Consider the following 19,565-nt stretch of genomic DNA (forward strand, 5'->3'; position numbering starts at 1 on the left):
GCGCGGCGGGCACCGAGGGTCCGGACGGTGCGGACGGTGCGGACGGTGCGGCGGGCGAGAACAGCGGAAGCGGCGCGGGCAGTGCACCCCGGCCCCACCATCCGCCCCGCAGTGTCTATCTGGCCTGGGGCCGCCTGCGCACCACCGAGGGGGGGCAGGAAATGGGCTTCACCATCCTGCCCAACGGGGTCATTCAGGCGGTCAGCCCCGCGCTGTGCGCCATTTGCGGGTATACGCGCGACGAACTGGTGGGTCGGTCCGCGCGGGTGTTCTACTTTACCCCCACGGCGCGCAAACGCATCGTCAGCCAACTCATCAAACGGACGGAAGTGGAGAACGGCGAGGTGACCCTGCGCCGCAAGGACGGATCGCCCCTGGCCCTGTGGTACACGGCGGAATCCATCCGCGACGCGACGGGCCGCATGGTTGCCTACAGCGGCTATTTTCAGGAACGCCCGTTTGCCTTCTCGTCCAAGCTGGCCAGCGACTTTTCGCGCGTGGTGGACGCCCTGCCGGGCCTGGCCTGGGTGTGCGGGCGCGACCTGCGCATCGTCGCCGTCAACGATGCCTATCTTGCCGCTTATGGCCGCACGCGCGACGAGGTGATGGGCCGCACCGAATACAATTTCCTGCCGCCGGAACTGGCCCGCTACCCCGTGGAGGCGGCGCTGAAGGTGTTCGAGGAAAAGCGGGAACTGGAACATCCTGCGGTGCCGCACCTGCTGGATCCCACCGTGTGGTACAGGGTGATCAGGCGGCCCATCTTCGACGACAACCGGCAGGAGGTCATCGGACTTCTGGGCATTGCGCAGGACATTTCCGCCAAGGTGGTGCAGGAAAACGCCTTTATCGAACAACTGCACACCCATCAGGGCGACGTGGTGGTGGTGACCGACGACCAGGGGCGGATACTGCGGCGGTCGCGCCAGACGCTGACCCCGGCCATCTTCGGGCGGCAGGAGCCGTACGACGCCTACACCCTGGACATGGGGCCGGTGCTGGACCTGCTGCACGCGGACGACCTGCCCGCCGTGCGCCAGGCCCTGCTGCGGGCCATGCGCGAACACCGCGAGCAGCACTTCGAATGTCGCATCCGCAACCTGTCGGGCAGCTATTCCACCGTGCATTCACGACTGGTGTACAACGATACCATCTACGGCGAACCACGCGTGTACGTGGTGGCGCGCGACGTTTCCGGCGAGATGGGACTGCGCCAGGCACCCATGGTGCTGGAACGCCTGAAGGAGGCGGCGGGGGCACGCACCGACCGCGAACTGGCGAGCTTCCTGAACGTGTCGGCTGCATCCATCTCCAACGCCCGCAAGAACGGGCGCATCCCCCCGGACTGGCTCATCGATGCCGGGTTAAGGACGGGACGGTCGATTGACTGGCTGGTGAGGGGGGTGGGGTTGGCCTAGTGGAGTATGCGGTGCCGTGCCCACGTTGTGACCGGCCTTGCCACCTGCCCGGACAGCCTGCGGCCCGCGCCAAGGCACACTGCAACGTCCGTAGCGCAAGTCGGCAACGCAAACGGAAACGATGCGGGTGGCAGTGCCCTCAGGGGGTGGCTATCCAGCATCAGCCGTTCATCCAGCCGCGTCGCAGCCGTGCAGGCCAGTTGCACGTACCACGCTCAGCAAAACATCCGGGCCTTGAATGCCGTCCAATACGGGAGCACGGTGTTTTCCAGCTTCTCACACAGGCTGGCAAGTGCACCATACAACATGCGCTGCACCGGAAACAACACGAATCGTTCTATCAGCGGATGAATCCAAATGTATACACATGACACCATTACGGAAATGAACACGATGACAGGAACCCTTATAAAAAACAGCACCAGAACTTTCTGGCTGTATCCAGTAGGAACAAGAGACATGATTGTTGTGTGGAATATGTAAACGTACCCGGTTACGGACGAAAGCATACGCAGAACACCCCCGCCCCCCTTTCCCGCAAAAACATTCTTGAAGAGCAGGAAAAGGGATACCGTGTACATGAAAACAAAGGGGTTGTTGCTATAATAAAAAAACTCGTGAAGCTGACCATGCCACAAGGACATGGCATATCCGGCTACGGAAGCGAGCATCAGGCCCAAGAATGCACAACCAGCAAGCGCCCGCGTTGAACACCGCAGCTCCGATGTCGCAAGAAAATATCCCAGGACAAAGTACCCCACAAAAAACGAACCATACAGCATATTATCAACATACACATGATACAATCCAAGAATATTTGAAAGCAGGGGATTCACAATGCAAAACACAAACCACAATACAAGAAACAGCTTTGTCAAAACCCTGTTTTTCACAATGCATTGCAGCAATGGCGCTACGAGAACGAGACCTATGAGCATGAAAAAGAACCACATTCCCGACCCAAATCCGGCATAGAAATCGTAGACAAGCCCCTTGAGCAAGAACACATCTTGCCTAAGATACAAGGAAAGCGCCTTGGCAACCAGCAATCCCAGAAAAAGGTACCCCGCATAGCTTGCAAGATACCTTCTGTAGAATTGCAGCACTTCGCCGCGGGTTTCCGCAGCACGCCCAAGAAGAACAGCGCCGCTGCACATGACGAAAGCGGGAACGGCAAAACGTGCCATCATGGAAAAGAAATGCGCGGCGAACCAGCTCATCCCGCCGCCAAAACTGGCCACCTTGAACCCAACGACGTGAATGACCACCACGAAATATATCGCTACGACCTTGAGTGCATCAAGGTAGGCAAGCCTTTTTGAAGCGGCAGCAGACTTCACACTCCCTCCACGACCAAATCCATCATGCAATACCCCGCCAGCACCAGGCCTCACCACGACTGAGCACCCGGCGTCCAGAATCCGTACGCCCACCACGGACGCATCGGGTCGCGCTCATCGGGATGAAACAACACCACCATGCCCGCGTCGGGTGCGTTAAGAATGATGAGCTTATGCTCAGCCCCACTGGCTCTGTAGAGGAACTGCACGTTGTTCTCGCCCGTCTTTATGATCGAAAAGCCGTCCCGAAGCCCATACGGCCCGCTACCCACTCCGCCAGCCGCTATCTCGTCCTTGAGTGATCGCGCCTGCTCAAGCAGTGCGCTCGCCGCCTCGGGGCGGTGCTGGTAATACACGTAGCAGCCATGCCACAACAGCACCATTGTACCCGCGACAGGCAAGAACATTCCTGCGGATACCCGCGCCGCAAGCTTCTGCTCCCGCCTGCGCAATGCATGCATCCCCAAGAGCATCGTCGCCCCGCCCCACAGCGCAAACATTACGTATATTTGCTTGTAGCTATTCTGGTGCATGAAGGAATGCTTGTGCGAAAGGCCTGGATAAGAGTCGGGCAAAAAAACGAAGCCGGGCCCATAGCCAAGGCTCACCCTGAAAAAGCTTGGATGCCTGAGCCAGGCTATGGTCCGGTAAAGGTTGTCGCGGGCGCTCACACCCTCATTGAGGCCGAATTCGTTGACGGGCGACTGGGTGTACCCCCATACGGGGTTGGAATTGAACGCAACCGGGGCCATGGTCCCGAACAGCGAAGCAACCAGCACCACAGCCATGAACACACGGGTGGCAACTCCCGGTGAATCCCCCGCCCGCAACCGCCACAGCACGAACCCCAGAAACCCCAAGGGCACGAGCGGATACAGATACCGGAATCCGTACGCCGACCCCGGCATGCGCCAGAGCAACACGGCAGAGACGGGACCGATGAGGTATGCGAAGGCCAGCAGTACCCACAGCGCCCACAGAGAACGACGGCCCTGGCGGCGCATGGCAAGAGCACCATGGATGAAGAGCCCTCCAATGCCGAAAAACACAATGGGCATGAAGCACCACAGGGGAAAGCTGTTGCCCACCAGAATGACCGGCACAAGCAGTAAACGCGAACCCACGAGCGCCAGCACGTCACCCACGAACTTGAGAAGCGTCGTATAGACGGGGACGTAGCTATATATGTTACCGTATGCCTCAAGCTTTGGGGCAGGACCGGCGTAAATCCCGTACATCAACAGGATGGCCAGGGTGAAGCACGGCACGAGACAGAGTGCGTACATACCCACCTTGGAAAGAAACACCCTTCTGCCATATGTCTGCAGGGTCAGCATGAAGCCGAGGACTATCACCACCGGCAGCAGTACCGGAAAAATGGCATGCAGCCGCGTCAGCCAGGCCAACGCCACCGCAACGGCGGCAAGCAGGGCGTACAACCACTGCCTGCCCCCCTGTTCGCGGTACAACTGCACCGACGCGAAAAACGCCAACGCATAATTGAAGAACTCGAAGGAATGCGCCATCAGTGGCCGCATCAGGACATAGAAAAGTATCCCCGTCCCAGTGCACAGCAAGAACGCGAACACAGGCGATATGTCGATAAACCTTCGCAACGCCCTATAATACAGGTAGACCCCAAACAAAAAATAAAAGGACGAGGCCAACCCCACCCCAAAAAAAGCCCATGAGCCAAAATACTGGGAATGGTTCTGTATAACGGGGTGCCCGGCAAGGCGATCGAAGATCGAAAAAAAGGCAACGAACGGTGCGGAAAGGACGCCGATACCCGGAGGAACGGGCGGTGTCCCCTTGTATGCCTTGGCATATTTGCCCAGCGACACTTCATTCATGTAATCGAGGTCGAAGTCGAGCCCCATGGTGAAGCTGTGCCCAAGCGTACAGGCATCGTCATGGATCGCCTCCTTCGAATACCACCATGCGTTGGCACCGATGGTGTACGACATTGCAAGGACTGTCCCCACGACCACCACAAGGGCTATGACGTCCTTCCATCCGCGACTGTCGCTCATGACTGTACCGCACACGTTCCTTTCAGTTTGTTTCTGCCGCGCGCCGCACTACACATGCTTGCGAACAACCACTATGCCCTGCGTCAACCCCAGGCGATAACTCATACCTTGCTTGACCACGGTTCCATACTGCCCGGCAGTCCGGAGAACCTCGCCAAAACCCAACGGGCGCTCATCATGGAAGGGCCACTTGCCGATGAACTCGAGCAGCCAGCGCGTGGCCCTGTACAGGCGGGTAGGCGTGGGGAACGAGATGTACACGATCCCCCCCGGCTTCACGAGCGAGAAATGCCTGGCGATCAGGGTCGCCGTGCCCTCCTCGTCGAAGTGCTCTATGAGGCCGAAACTGACGACGCAGTCGGCGCTTTCGCGGTGCTGCGCCAAATCATCGGCAAGCACATCCGCCTGCAGGTAGCTAGTGCCCTTGTCCGGCGCAATTTTCTCCGCAAATGCCCGGGTCGGAGGGCACTTATCGACAAGACACAAATGGGCTTCCGGAAAGCGCGCCCTGAAACGGTCATAAAAAATCGAGTTGGCCCCGCCCAACTCGACGAGATGCTTCATCCCCGGGGCGAACTGCACCATATCTTTCCTGAAACTGGCGAATGCCACCGCAGAGGTAATGCTGGAAAACGTGCTTCTGGCATCATAATACGCGCACCAGTCCGTCGCGCGTGGGGTGGCCTGGGCTTCCGACTGTTTCGTGAATATGAATTCGCGCTGAATGACGAAACTGAACAAGAAAAGCACGCATTCCGTGAATATCTTGGCGACATACACGCTTACGCCGGTGACGTCCGCAAGCGCCGTAATGGACACGTAGGCAATGCTGCCCATGAGAATCACGGTCAGGACATACAACACAAGCGTCTCCACATGACGCCGTGTCGACCTGAACACGATCTCCCTGTTGACCATGTAGTTGAAGGCTCCGGCGCACAGCCGCGCAAAGACGATGCCAAGTCCGACACTGGAACTGAAAGCGAACATCACCCCGAACACGAAGTAGTCGATCGCGAAGGTAAGAAGGGCGGACAGGTTGAACCGCAGGAACACCATGTAGATTTTGACGGAATCCCAGAACGGGTTGAAGCTGGATGAGGCGTTGTTGTCCAGGTACACGGTTTCGATGGGCACCTGCAGCAGCGGCACCCGCTGCTCGCAGGCGGTCATCAGCATGTCGAGTTCGAAATCGTACCCGCCGGACTTGAGCTTCAGCAGGGCCGGAAAAAGGAAAGACGGTATCCCCCGCAGGCCGGTTTGGGTATCGGCCACGTCCACGCCCGAAAAGAACCTAGTCACGTAGCGGGTTGCGGCATTGCCGAATCTGCTCCGGAAGGGAACATCGGCCGCATCGAACCTTCTTACCCCAAGCACCAGTTGCCGCCCGTTGCCAGCCAGCGCCCTGGCCACCGCCACGCAATCCTTGGCAAGGTGTTGTCCATCGGCGTCCAGGGTCACCGCCCCCACAGCCTCGGGATACTGAACGGCAACATGGTTGATGCCCGTCTTCAGCGCGCTTCCCTTGCCAAGATTCGTCGCGTGCCGCAGGACAGTGACCCCCAGGCCGCAAAGTTCATCGAACAGATGCCGGTATTCCGGGCCACTGCCGTCATCCACGCAGACGATGGCCTGAAACACGCCGGATGCATTCAGTTCGCGCACGATATCGACAAGGCTTGCGGAAGGCTTGTACGCGGGGATCAGGGCAACAGGAAGCATGACATCTCCTGGACATGGCGGCCGGCAAAAAGTGAACCGGCACGGTTTGAGCCTGAAAACTGCATCACCTGACCGCCTCGACGAACAGGCTTTCCGGCTTGTATGTGCTGCCGTCGTTGCAGGTATCCAGCGCGTACGACGAGAACCCCGGAATGGCCGATTCGGTCGCCGTCCGCCGCGTGACATCTGCAAATCCGGCCTGCCGGAGCAGCAACCCCAGCGAGACTTCGTCATACATCCACAGGTGCGGCTCGCCAGAGGTCCTGAAACGGCCAAGGCGCGCGTTTGCTGCGTCCGGCTGCGCCGAGGCGGGCAGCGGATACTTCCCGGGCGCGAAGGCATATTTCAGCCGCTGCATGAAGGAAGGCCGGGCCGACGCGCCCGACATATGCGCCCCAGGCGCAGGCCCGGCTCCGCCTTCCCCCGCCGCATCCTGCAATTGCAGGGCGATGAGGCTTCGCACCGCCTCCACGCCGTTGGTCGCCATGACGTACTCGGCGGCTGGCAACGGTGATCGCCTCCAAAAACGCAACATCTCTCCACCCGGCACATGACGACAAAGCTGATCGACAAGATTGATGACGGCATACTCATGGCGCGCGATCACATCCGCTCCACCTGTCGCCTGCCCCTCGGACATGGCATCGCGCGCAGCATCGAAGGCCGCCCGATACCCATCGACAAGCCAACACAGATCAGGAACCGCAAGGCGCAACACACCGCTCGGTCGCAAGATTCTGCGGCACTCTTCCAGAAAGCGCAACGCGCCGTTACGTTCTAAACGCTGCAACACATGCGATGCACAGACTACTGCGGCGCTTGCATCCGCAAACGGCAGGGGGTCAGCAAGGCAGAACTCAATCTCACCGAGTTGCGCCTGGGCGATGCCCACATTGACCCACCCCTCGCGGGCACGCCCCACCCATCCGAAGTTGATACGTAACCCCTCAGCGCGGGACGGAGCCGATACGTCGCCTATGTCGTTACGGCGTCTCATGACTCGCCGCTCGCAGAAATCGTGCAGCCGTTGCTTCCAGCGCCCTATGGCATCAAGAGGAAGCGCGATGGAGCCCACCCCATCGTGTCGGCCCGCATGCCAGTGCTCTATGCCGGTCATGTCGCCACGCTCGACGACCGCCAGCCCCGTCTCGCGGGCTATTTCCCTTGCCCGGTTATCCACGCACAGAATGAGCGAACTGTGCCCCTGCTCCAGGCTCCAGATACCTGCGTGCAGCCGTGTGCCCACATAGTCCCACGAAGCGCGCCCGGCCAGGTCGTCCAGGCTTGCGGGGGAGTGGCCCAGCAGCTCTATGTGGTTGCGGCATTCGGCAAATGCGGAAAGGGAGGAGATGTAGTCGAGATCGTGGCTTCCCTGAGGAAAAAACACGATACCTTCGGGATAAAGACGGACAAGCGTTCGTATGAGGTCTTCGTCGGCAGCGTTTCTGGAATAATCCGTCAACGTGAACAGGCAGACTTTCGCATTGCCCTCGCGCGCGGTCTGTCGCCCCTGCAGTTGCCACAACGTGGGGCAGGAAGTGTTGTACAATTCCCCCAACCCGCACCGGCTAAGGTGACCGAGGCTGTAGGCATCCCGCAGGGAATGCGGCCCCGTCCGCGCAAGAACGCGGTCATAGAACCAGCGAGTGACGGCATCCGGCTCGTCCTGATACTGCCACCAGCCCACCCCGCAGAGCACCGCCTCGAGAAACGGCGGGTTGGCATGATGCAGGGGATCGTCAAACAGCTTCCACTGGTTGTAGCGAACCACGTGGGACGACAGCAGGTTGGTACCGGCGATTAGGTTGAGATCGGCATCAAGGGCTTGTTCAAGCAATGCCTGCGTTGGCGGGGTATGCGTCGAAACGCGTGCAACATCGGCACCGGAAAAAAGCTCGGCCAGCACCCTGTCGACGCTACGCGTGATGATGATGTCACCCAGATTGCTGCTGGCATTGCCCGCATTATCGGCAAGCGCGGGATCGAATACGGTTATCCTGGTCATGACGGTCACGCTACTCCATGGAAGCCGTGCAATTATTCTGTGTCACCCCCCCCCTCCTTTGCGGGACAGCCCCACCCCGCACTCCGCCTAGGCGCAGATACGGAAAAGCAACAGGCGCCACCGACAGCACCAACCCACCGGGACAGCCCGGACTAGGCGCTGGCCCGGCCACAAACGCTGCGATACATCCGCCGCAATCTCGTCCATACCGGGTAGGGAAGCATCCTGCGGACCCAGTCCTTGAACATGCCAAACGAACTCGGCTTTTCGATGTGCATCACCACGTCGCTCTGGGAGAGGGCGACATCGAAAAAAATGTTCTTGCCGATGCGCCCGGCGGGGAGAAGGTGCGCATGCTCCAGAGCCGTGTGGAAACTGTGGTACTCGGAGTGTAACGTACGCGTGTTTCTGGAATGGATGTACGCCCATGTGCCCAGGGCACTGCGGAGACCCGCACTACGATGCAGTTCACGCAACCGGTCGATGAGCGCGGCAGGCGACATGGGTACCAGGAAACCGGCAATACCGTCGGCAACGGCGTCAGTCTGCCCCGTGCACCGATACGCTAGCGTCGGAATGCCGCAGCACCCGGCCTCCATGAGCGTCTGCCCGAACGTTTCGGCATGGCTGAAGCTGACAACCACGTCCGTGGCCCGGTATGCCGTGGCCACTTGCTCCGGCTCGCACAGGTAGCCCAGGCTTTTCAACAGCGGATAGCGCTCGAGTATTTCCTTTTCCACCATCCCGAAACACAGGATGCGCAGGTTTTCCAGCCCGGCACCCGAAAGAGCTTCCAGCCCTGCGATGGACCCCTTGAACGGGGAGGAAAAGTCCACCATCGGCATCAGGACGACAAAGTCATCCGCATCCAGACCCAGCTCCAGCCTGGCCCCCTGCCTGCTGCCCGGATGGAAGGTCTTCTCGTCGCACCCAAGCCGTAGCAGGCGTGCTTCACGACCATCGGGAGCGCAACGGTTGTACTGCTCCCTTGTCCATGCACTGTTGGCCAGGGCAAGAAAGTTGTCTCTGGCCATGACGCGACGTTTCCCCGTCCAGGCGGCGTATATGTCGCCAGGCGCGATGGCCGGATATGTGTCGGGACTTGGGCACATGTGGTCGCAGCCGATAACGTGCTTGTCGCAATCAAGAAATCCCGGATGCGGACAATGCCCGGTAAGCAGCCACAAATCATGAAGACAGAAACAGGTAGGCCAGTCTTCCGTGAGCCGTTCCAGCATGCCTGAATCTGCCAGTGTACAATGAAGATTGCCGCATACCACAAGGTCGGGAGCAAAATTGTGCAATTCTGACAAAATCAGATTAGCCCGCTGCTCGTACCGCTTCCTGTCGCCCTGAAACCCTGTCGTCCAAGCCTCGCAGACATGGCCAGCCGCCACAAGCCCCTTGAAAAGTCGCTTGTGCGCTATGCCAGCCCCGTACAAAAAGCCGATGTCGTTCACGAAGGCAACGCGCAACGGAGGCGGGGGATCGGCTTGGCGCCGCCCTGTGATGGGCGCCAAGCCATGCTCTGCCCGCCAAGCGTTGGCGACGGGAAGATATTCATCCGGCGAGGCATGCGGATTGTTGGTCTTCTGCTCCTCATGCAGGCGGAACATGGCAACCGGGGCGCCAATCACATGCAGTATGGCACCGCACGCCGCAAATCGAAGCCACATCTCAACGTCCATGCAAAAATGCAGATCTTCCCGCACATACCCGCCAGCCCGTAACCACAGATCGCGGGTAAACATGACCTCCGGCTGATAGAAAAACTTACCGGTCTGCCATCCCCCGTAAAGATCGGAAATCTCATCCGCAGGTAACGGCCCATCGGCACACGAGGTCAGATGGGTTCCGAGGAATCGACCGTTACGGTACAGTTGGCACCCACCGGCCACAATATCTGCGCCGGACGTATGGAAGGCCATGGCGATTGAGGCGAGAGCACCGGGGGCCAACATGTCGTCGCTGTTCAACCAAGTGACGATGTCACCGGTTGTGAGACGCATCCCTTTGTTAATGGCGTTCGACTGTCCGGTATCAGGCTCCTGGATGACATGGGCCAGTTTTTCTCTGTGCCGGTCCAGAATAGCCGCCGTGCCATCCTTGGATGCCCCATCAACAATGATGTGCTCTACATTCGGATACTCTTGCAGGAAGACTGAAAGAATCGTGTCTTCGATATATTTCGCATTATTGTAAGAAGGCGTTATAATAGAAATCCTTGGCCAAGGACTTCCGCCAGGCAGCGTCTCGGGCAACGTGAAATCATTTTTGTTGCCCTTAAAAACATCAAGCATACTATTCACACTTTCTCAGCGAGAGAACCTTTTGCAGCATTGCCCCGATCCACGTTCCCGAAGACGCACTCGCTTCGGGGCGAATGATACAGCCACGACGCGAATCTTCTGGGTACGCCCCACTCTCTTCCATCCCGCCGCCCCGCTTTCCACCCTTGGCGCAAGACGGCTGCACCGCTATTTCGCAATACGCGCCGGTTGCGACCATCACCTTGAAAAGGCTGTCCATGACATTGGCCACGAGAACCTCTTCGAGAGACCCATGGCTCTGCCTGCGGCCCCCAGTTCCGGCATGCTCTTCATATACGCGCGAATACTGTTGCGCAACAGATTCTTCGCAAAATCTACGGGATGCAAATTCGCGTGCTGCAACGCGCATGCGCGGACGGTCACTCATGAACATCTTGTTGATGGTACGAGCCAACGCCTCTGGCGACAGTTCGGAAATGAAGCCCGTCACACCGTCTTGGAACGCTTCGGCACTTCCCCCGGTATCGAAAGCTATCACAGGCGTTCCGCAACACTGCGCCTCGCAAAGAGTATTGGAAAGATTATCCAACTTCGAAGGGTGCACGAAAACGTCGGCCATATTGTACCAGTCCGCCAGAGTATCGCTCTCCACGCTTCCCACATGGCGGATGCAAAACGAGGCGGAAAGCACGCCACCACCACCAAACATGACAAGTTCAAAGGGGATTTCGGGATACGTTTCTGCAAATATTTCCATTGCCTCTATAACACACTCGATGTTCTTGCGGGGGTTGTCGAGCGACTCCATCCCGGCCAGAACGACGAACTCGTCTTGCGGGACATCATACTCCTCACGAAGCGCCTGCCTGTCGCGCGGGGAAAACAGCTTGATGTCATGCGCATTGGGGATAACCGCAACCGGTTGGCCGGCAAAAAGCGAACTGTTGCTAGCAAGCTTGGCAAGCCATGCACTGGGGCTTGCCAACGCCAGATCAAGATGAGGATACAGTTCCCGCTTCAGCCGATGACTTTGCGCACTGAGGTCGTTGGAGCTTGGGGTGACCAGCATCGGGCATTCGCCGCACTGCTGGTCATAGCGGCGGCACGAGACATGGTAATGACAGCCGCCCGTGAAGGGATTCATGTCGTGAAAGGTCCACACGATCTTCTTCCCGCACAACTGCGGGAAAAGCTTGGGAGAAAGCAGTACCCCCTGCGCCCAGTGCAGATGGACGATGTCAGCTTGGGCAATCGCGTCATCGGACACAGCACAGGAAAACAAAACCGTGGACATGTCCGAAAAAAGCTCACACGCGGCTTCAGTCCGCGAATCCGGGGTAGTAAGACTGTCCCAGTACCTGAACAGCGATGACATCAGGGGTGCCCCGCCAGGGCTCGTATAATTGAGCGGCAAACAGCCGGGCAATACCGGGTCGGTACAAACAAAAGTACCTCGATGCCCATGGGCCATGAGCGCAACATGAAGCCGCAGAGCCGCATATGCGGCCCCGCCGGAGGGAAGGGCATTGATCGTGAGTATGTTCATGTTCAGAACCTTTCTACGATTCGCCCTCGGAGCAACTCATAAGTCAAACCGAACGAATCATCCTACCACAAGAGCGCCTGCAAAGCACATTCCAAAAAAACCTACAGGCAAGATAATGCAGCAAAAAAACAAATGCACAGTCAAAATGCAAAAATTAAGCAACCTCAACACGAACAATATGCAATCGCACACGTCTTTCACATTTAAACTCATTGCCATGGCGAGCTACATACTCATCCACAGCTAATCGGCACCCGCTATAATGATCATAGTCGTCAATTACCATACGCCCGCCCACAGGAAGACAGGGCCCAATCCTTTCAAGACAAACCTTCACCGACTCATACCAATCGCAATCAATGTGCGCCAACGCAATCAAATCTTTGGGATAGAGTGTATTTTCATACAATCCCTTAACAAAGTGCACGGTGTTTTGATGTGCAGGATAGCCTGCATCAGCAAAGTTCTTGGAAATAATTGTGAGCAAGTCAGGGGTATACCCATAATACGCCCCTCCCTTAAGCCCTTCGGAACAGCCCGAACGAATAACCTCGTAACGCTGGTGGACATCAGGCCCATCATGGACGGAAGGCTCAGGAATCATTCCAAATACATCATAGACATGCAAAGGGCGCCCCTCCCCTTTTGCCGCAGCGAGAACAATAGCAGATCCCCCCAATGCGCACCCTGCCTCAAGCACAATGCCGGGGACGCCCAACTCATCCACTTCAACCATCGTCTGCGCAAGGTCTACCAGGGCCTCAACACCCAGGTAAGAGAGGCCTTGTGTATCCATTCGCTTCGCTAATTCAGCAAAAAAAGATTCTTTCGCCCCCGTGCAACCAGACGACTGCCGAGCATTCTTGCAAAAGATTGCCCGCAAAAAACCATACACACCCATTAACACAACTCCTGCAACTTACCTACACGCCCGACCTGAAACACTGCGACGCCCGCCGAACCTTATGATTTCCGCTGAAACCTGAGTAGTTCATGCACTGGAGACTCAACCTCTCCACAGAGAAAGAACCCTCTCTCTCGAAACAAATCAATAATATCTTGCCGTTTCATATCATTAACCCAAGCAAGAGACCTTCGCAACTGAAAATCAGGATACTTCTCTACTGAACAATAAGAAAGCACAACAGCATCACAGGCACCTGAGATAGCGCCTACAAACCATGGCACGTCTTCTACATACTCAAGACATCCACTAATGAATGCTAGTTCGGCATAAATATGCGGAAATTGACGTGCATTAAAATCACAAACGATTGTATCATCTGTTCTTCGCACATAATCAACAGGAAAATACTTTACCTCACGAGAGAGATGGTGACGTAAAAGCTGCATTCCACATCCAAGATCTATAACACTCTTCTCACCTTGCATAAGTTTGCACAAAGCAACAACACGCAATTCCCATGATGGATCAAAATACTCAATCGACTTCCACGTTACACCAGCCTGTCGTGGCCTCAAGCGTAACGCGGCTCGAATACGCCGGAAAAGACACATCACCACAGAACACTCCTACACAAGGGGGAACCGATCACCACTATAACGTCCCCAGCAGATCTACCAATAAAATCAACCTGATGCTTTGAAAAATATTTTCCCCAATCGCCACAAACTCCCTTACGAAGAAAAGACGCATTGGTATTTCCAAACACATGCGAAGAACACACACTTTCACGACAACTTAATATCGTTACAGACAGATGCCGCCCTACGAACACCACGATGCTACTCAAAGTCATTGCGAACTCTTTTTTCATTTCCTCATACTTCACAAAAAGCTTCCAGGTTCCAACACCGCTAAATTAACACCAACTATCGAACATGCCCCCACCCACACAACAACATGTTCTACTAAAAAAGCCATAAAATTTTTTGCATCGAAACGAACACCCACAGCACTCTTCACATATTCAATGCATATAAAAGCAACGCAACAATATGAGGCCTACAACACAACTATACTTAGCCATACATGCTTTTTATGACAAAAATCCTTCCACTCATGCGCGCTTTAATGATAAAAACGACACGTATCATCTTTAAACGTCAGATATACACAGCCATTCAACCCTTGCCTTCTCAAATAATTAAAAACTAATTTCGGTTTCTTGAGTTGGCGCATAGATATCCTGAAACGGTCGAATCATCCTCGTCGCAACCAACCGAGAATAGGTTGCAACAACAAGAACACTTCCAACGTCCACAAAATCTCCTTACTACACGTTTGGCAACCCGCAAGATGCCTACCAAACAAAAACCATGCAAAATCGCGCACAATTGAGTATTCCAACTCTATCGGGCTGCCCAAAACAACCTTGAGCACAACTCAATCATAGCCAAGAGCCTGCACGCGTGCCCATAAAAAGCCTGAAAAATATGGCAATATCTAACCAAACCGGACTAATTCGTTGTAAAATCTCTCGCAGGCCTTGCCTTCAATGCTTTTAAAGTATGGGAAATAAGTCTTCTTTCCGGTGGTTAAACCGGAAACAAACTTCACCAAGAATAAGGTGGAAAGTTTTTCTGGGTACACCTCGAAATGAGTAAAGCCAGTTCTTGGCGTAACTCCAGAATCCTTCAATTCCGTTAACGTGGTCGCGGTCCTTGGGGCGGCCACAACATCATGCTCACCGCGACCCCTCAAGCTCGCGCAAACCTGCCAATCGTCAATGTAGCAAAGGCTTCCCGGAAGTGTATGTTCACACACCAACTCGAACATTTCACGCCGGGTTCGCCTATGCAATGAGAAGGCCTTGACCTGTCCGTTCCGTTTGACGATCCAGAAAACAATAAACTTGCCAGCGGCTCCCCACCCCCGTTTGCCTTTGCGGTGACCGCCAAACGAGCTTTCATCGCATTCAAGGCTTCCTTCAAAGGACTCCGGGCATTCTTTCAGGTAGGCGCAGCAGGTGCGAAAGTACGATACAAGTACTCCAACGCAGGGGCACTCGCCTCCACCCGGAAACGTTGCCGAAACAGCGGCACGCCATAGACAAAGAGTTCCAGCGCCTAGAGCCTCTCGGCCTCAGAAAGGCGACTAAGCTCCCAGGCGGTTTTCCACGAGTACTTGCTGCCGCAACGACGGCATTTGGAGCGGCCATCGGCAAGGCACCAAGCTCGGGAGTACGTGCACTTCGGCATTCTCTCATGTACAGACCGGCCTACCACAGGTCCGGTTTGGTTAGGTGTTACCAAAAACATTACCTACCAACTCGTTGGACCTTAACCGTTGTCGCAAGATCAGCCAAACCCATAAAGGGGATGCGCATCCCCTCGAGAGGCGCAACGACAACAAACGAACCAACGCGGACAAGGCTCACAAGCGGAACACCAAATGACCAAAAATTCTCAGGCGTTACCGTTTCAATACTTTCTGACATCCACTTAGGATATTCTGCCAAATCAAATGTGACCGTATACGGCCCCCTTGCAATAGACAGCACAATAGTCCAGCACATCCTAATGTGCGCCCCTTTCTTAAGCTCACAAGGAATACCTGCACTAACCTGCAAAGAACTCTGACAATAAACAGCAACATTATCCGCAGTCCACAACGTTATTCCAGCTACAAGCTGCTGCATATCACGGAGGACTGTCATCTCAGCATAAAAATACGCACTCTCACCCTGCTCAAAATCACGTCGAGCCAGTCCGTGTTTACAGCTTAGCCCAAACCCATCAACGCGAACTCCCCCCTCCTCCCCATCAGTGCTTATTGCTCGACTCAAATCAAAAAAGACATCGCTACCTGGCCAATTCGGAAGTATTTCCTCAGAAAAATCCGAGACACAAGAGCTTGTCTCTGTCGATTTTTCAGAAAACGCGAGACCAGCTCGCGCTACGGTAGCTACACGATTTAAATATCTGCGCACCCCTTCTTCAACGCCCCCCTGATGAACAACGCGCCCACCTTCAAGAACGATCACAGAAGAGCAGTATTTACGCACGGCCTGCACATCATGCGTCACGAGTAGTATGGCAGTACCTTTCCGCAACAGCTCGTCCATATGCGCATGGCACTTCTGCTGAAAAAAAATGTCGCCGACGGCCAAGGCTTCATCGACGATGAGGATGTCTGGGTCCAGGCAGGCTTGCACGGCAAAGGCAAGGCGGACAAACATACCGCTGGAGTACGTTTTGACCGGACGCTCAAAGAAGTCGTCAATATCCGCAAACGCTCGTATTTCCTCGATACGTTGAGCTATTTCGACCGTCGAAAGCCCCAAGGCGGTGCCATTGACGAAGACATTCTCGCGGCCCGTGAACTCCGGCAGAAAACCGCTACCCAGTTCAAGCAGCGAAGCCACCCGCCCCCGCAGGCGCGCTTCTCCCACGGTAGGGCGAAGCGCACCGGCTAGAATCTGAAGCAAAGTGCTTTTGCCAGCGCCGTTATGCCCCAAAATGCCGAGCGCCTCACCTTTTCGCACCGTGAAGGAAACATCGTGCAGAGCCCAGAACTTATGACCGCACTGACGCCGCAGCAAAGCTTGTTTGAATCTGTCTCGCGGCCTGGCAAAGACGTCGTAACACTTGCCAAGGTTGGCGGCGGCAATGACCACATCGGAATCATCGCGCATGAGCGCGTCAACGGAGATGGCCTCTGGTGTATCACATGACATCGGCGAATGCCCTTCGCGCTTGCATGAAAATCATGTACCCGAACCACATAAGACAAAACCCCAGCCCGGTGACAATACCTAGGGAGGCCATATCTGGAGCCTGCCCGAAATAGATGACCTGCCGGAAGAATTCGACAACTTCAGTCATTGGATTGCAACGCAGCCAAGGGCGCAGGCGCTCAGGAACGATGTCCATCGAATAGACTATGGGGGTAGCAAAAAACCACAACTGCAACCCGACCCCGACGGCGTGGTGCAGGTCGCGCAAGAACACGCCAGCCCCGGACAAGATGAAGGCAACCCCCAACGCCCACAGGCAAAGGGGAATATACAAGACCGGGAGCCAGAGCAGTGTTGGATGATAGGGCACTCCTTTCACCGCGAGTGCCCCGAACAGAATGACCAACGCCGCCAGGGAATTGAACAACGAAACCCCAAGATGAACGACCGGAAGCATCTCGAGCGGAAAGGACATTTTCTGCACAAAGCTGGGCCGCGACAGGATCAACGACGGGGCCCCACCTACCACTTCGGCAAACAACCACCAGGGAATAAAGCCGCAAAAAAGCGTGAGGGCGTAGTCACTTACGCCGCCATTGAAACGTGAAGCCTGGTATATGACACCAAATACAATTGTATAGACCCCCAACACCAAAAGCGGGGTAACAAGTGCCCACACGCCCCCAAGACAAGTTCCACGGTAGCGTGCGGCAGTGTCGCGTCGCAACAACTGAAGCAGCAAGTCGCGGCGTGCCAGCAAGGTACGCAGCAACGCCAGCGGATGGCTGGCCAGCAGGCTATCTCCACGGGCCGATATGCAGCGGATTTGCGCAGAGCTGCGCTTTTGACCGATTAATGACATGGGCACATTCGCACTATACGCTGAGTTTGCATTTTCTGACATATTTTTATGAAATAACCTTTCCAAACTATGAATACATGATTTCCCACGCGCATGCAAATCCACTAAAGGCTATGCCTACCCATGCAATACGCAAACAAAAAAAAAGCAGAACCAGCCCCACACGCCCCCGTCGGGGATGATCTATAAATCTGTCTTATATTCCTTCGTTACAAAGCAACCATCTGCCGCTACAAACAAATACCCGGAATATACCGATACGCCAGCAGATGGCCGAAAAAGGGAAACATTTAGATTAGCCACGCGCCTGACGCACGCTTGACACCGCTCTTTTTGCTGCGGATAGAGCCGCATGCGCCGCACGGTTGTCCGGTTGCCATGCCAACTCAAGGGCAAGCACCCTTGCACATTGCCATGTCCGGTTGATAAAGGCTAACGGACGAAGGACGCGGGCATCCTCCGCCACGGTTCGCACCCGTTCAAGTCGGCGGCTCCAATTGTTTCCGCCATGCCTGCTTTCCCGTTCCAGTTCACCAAAAGCCAGGAAGCACCATGAAACGCGCACTCATAACGGGCATTACCGGGCAGGACGGCGCCTACCTTGCCGAACTGCTGTTGAAGAAAGGATACGAGGTTCACGGCATCAAGCGCCGCGCGTCCCTGTTCAACACAGACCGCATCGACCACCTGTACCAGGATCCGCACGTCGAGGACCGCAGGTTCATCCTCCACTACGGGGACATGTGCGACACCAGCAACCTGATCGGCATCATGCAAAGCGTGCAGCCCGACGAGGTGTACAACCTTGCGGCGCAAAGCCACGTGAAGGTTTCGTTCGAACAGCCGGAATACACGGCTAACGTGGATGCGCTCGGCGCGCTGCGCCTGCTGGAGGCCATCCGCACCCTGGGGCTGGAGAGCAAAACCCGCTACTACCAGGCCTCGACCTCCGAACTGTACGGACTGGTGCAGGAAACCCCGCAGACGGAAAAGACACCCTTCTACCCCCGCTCGCCCTACGCCTGCGCCAAGCTGTATGCCTACTGGATAACGGTGAACTACCGTGAAGCCTACGGTATGTACGCCTGCAACGGCATTCTGTTCAACCACGAATCACCCGTGCGCGGCGAAACGTTCGTCACGCGCAAGATCACCCGCAGCCTTGCCCGCATTGCCCTGGGGCTTACCAACGGCCTGCACCTCGGCAACCTCAACGCCTTGCGCGACTGGGGACATGCCAAGGACTACGTGGAGATGCAGTGGCTCATGCTCCAGCAGGACGCCCCCGAGGACTTCGTCATCGCCACCGGCCAGCAGTATTCAGTGCGCGACTTCGTCAATGCCGCCGCTGCGGAAATAGGCCTGACCCTGGAATGGCAAGGTAAGGATCTCGACGAACAGGGCATCGCCGTCGCCGTGGACATGGACCGCTTCATGCAAGCCACTGGCCGACGCAACGGCGTTGCCTGCGCCATCAAGCCCGGCGACGTGGTAGTGCGTGTCGATCCGCGCTATTTCCGCCCCACCGAGGTGGAAACGCTGCTCGGCGACTGCACCAAGGCCACGCAGTGCCTGGGCTGGCGACCCCGCATCGGTTTCGGCGAGATGGTCGCCGAGATGATCCGCGAAGACCTCAACCTTGCCATGCGCGACGCAGTCTGCACGGTGGCCGGGTTCAAGTCCTTCTCGTACAACGAATAAGCGCGACCGGGTCCGGAACGGGCCCGGC

13 protein-coding genes and 1 pseudogene are annotated in these 19,565 nt (G+C 56.3%); 2 read left to right on the forward strand and 12 right to left on the reverse strand.

Annotation, left to right across the window (positions count from 1 at the left end; all coding sequences use genetic code 11):
* Nucleotides 1-1,418, forward strand: a 1,418-nt coding sequence (locus FVW20_RS16745) for a PAS domain S-box protein (RefSeq protein ID WP_231039196.1), incomplete at its 5' end; no start/stop codon positions are given.
* 215 nt (nucleotides 1,419-1,633) lie between these two features.
* On the opposite strand, the gene FVW20_RS16750 is transcribed toward FVW20_RS16745, so the two are convergent.
* The 12 genes and pseudogenes from FVW20_RS16750 to FVW20_RS16800 all read right to left on the reverse strand — a co-directional run bounded on the left by FVW20_RS16750 (nucleotide 1,634) and on the right by FVW20_RS16800 (nucleotide 17,836).
* Nucleotides 1,634-2,758: an acyltransferase gene (locus tag FVW20_RS16750; RefSeq protein WP_196610479.1), complete on the reverse strand. Its 1,125-nt coding sequence runs from the start codon at nucleotides 2,756-2,758 to the stop codon at nucleotides 1,634-1,636.
* 50 nt (nucleotides 2,759-2,808) lie between these two features.
* Entirely contained in the window at nucleotides 2,809-4,791 is a 1,983-nt protein-coding gene (locus tag FVW20_RS16755; RefSeq protein WP_196610480.1) for a hypothetical protein, read from the reverse strand.
* A gap of 48 nt (nucleotides 4,792-4,839) precedes the next feature.
* Nucleotides 4,840-6,513 carry a glycosyltransferase gene (locus tag FVW20_RS16760; protein ID WP_196610481.1) on the reverse strand — a complete coding sequence of 558 codons (1,674 nt, stop codon included), beginning with the start codon at nucleotides 6,511-6,513 and terminating at the stop codon, nucleotides 4,840-4,842.
* Between the two features lie 64 nt (nucleotides 6,514-6,577).
* The gene (locus tag FVW20_RS16765; protein ID WP_196610503.1) at nucleotides 6,578-8,518 is read right to left on the reverse strand and encodes a polysaccharide pyruvyl transferase family protein; all 1,941 of its coding nucleotides are present in this window, start codon (nucleotides 8,516-8,518) and stop codon (nucleotides 6,578-6,580) included.
* A gap of 152 nt (nucleotides 8,519-8,670) precedes the next feature.
* Entirely contained in the window at nucleotides 8,671-10,818 is a 2,148-nt protein-coding gene (locus FVW20_RS16770; RefSeq protein ID WP_196610482.1) for a glycosyltransferase, read from the reverse strand.
* Between the two features lies 1 nt (nucleotide 10,819).
* On the reverse strand, nucleotides 10,820-12,334 hold the full coding sequence (locus tag FVW20_RS16775; RefSeq protein WP_196610483.1) for a glycosyltransferase family 4 protein: 1,515 nt from the start codon (nucleotides 12,332-12,334) through the stop codon (nucleotides 10,820-10,822).
* A gap of 154 nt (nucleotides 12,335-12,488) precedes the next feature.
* Nucleotides 12,489-13,235, reverse strand: coding sequence for a TylF/MycF/NovP-related O-methyltransferase (locus tag FVW20_RS16780; protein WP_196610484.1), 747 nt, complete (start codon nucleotides 13,233-13,235; stop codon nucleotides 12,489-12,491).
* A gap of 62 nt (nucleotides 13,236-13,297) precedes the next feature.
* Nucleotides 13,298-13,858, reverse strand: coding sequence for a hypothetical protein (locus FVW20_RS16785; protein WP_196610485.1), 561 nt, complete (start codon nucleotides 13,856-13,858; stop codon nucleotides 13,298-13,300).
* The gene (locus FVW20_RS20175; RefSeq protein WP_196610486.1) at nucleotides 13,852-14,127 is read right to left on the reverse strand and encodes a sulfotransferase domain-containing protein; all 276 of its coding nucleotides are present in this window, start codon (nucleotides 14,125-14,127) and stop codon (nucleotides 13,852-13,854) included. The genes FVW20_RS16785 and FVW20_RS20175 overlap by 7 nt, the downstream gene beginning before the upstream one ends.
* A gap of 982 nt (nucleotides 14,128-15,109) precedes the next feature.
* Nucleotides 15,110-15,218, reverse strand: a pseudogene (locus FVW20_RS19860) (IS1595 family transposase); the annotation flags it as partial.
* Nucleotides 15,219-15,555: 337 nt separating this feature from the next.
* On the reverse strand, nucleotides 15,556-16,932 hold the full coding sequence (locus FVW20_RS16795) for an ABC transporter ATP-binding protein (protein ID WP_231039197.1): 1,377 nt from the start codon (nucleotides 16,930-16,932) through the stop codon (nucleotides 15,556-15,558).
* A gap of 31 nt (nucleotides 16,933-16,963) precedes the next feature.
* The gene (locus FVW20_RS16800) at nucleotides 16,964-17,836 is read right to left on the reverse strand and encodes an ABC transporter permease (RefSeq protein ID WP_196610488.1); all 873 of its coding nucleotides are present in this window, start codon (nucleotides 17,834-17,836) and stop codon (nucleotides 16,964-16,966) included.
* Between the two features lie 552 nt (nucleotides 17,837-18,388).
* Between FVW20_RS16800 and gmd the strand changes: the two genes are divergently transcribed.
* Complete coding sequence (gmd, locus tag FVW20_RS16805) at nucleotides 18,389-19,537, forward strand: GDP-mannose 4,6-dehydratase (protein WP_196610489.1); 1,149 nt, start codon at nucleotides 18,389-18,391, stop codon at nucleotides 19,535-19,537.
* Nucleotides 19,538-19,565: the final 28 nt, after the last annotated feature.

It is taken from the genome of Nitratidesulfovibrio oxamicus (genome assembly GCF_015731765.1).
Lineage (GTDB): Bacteria > Desulfobacterota > Desulfovibrionia > Desulfovibrionales > Desulfovibrionaceae > Cupidesulfovibrio > Cupidesulfovibrio oxamicus.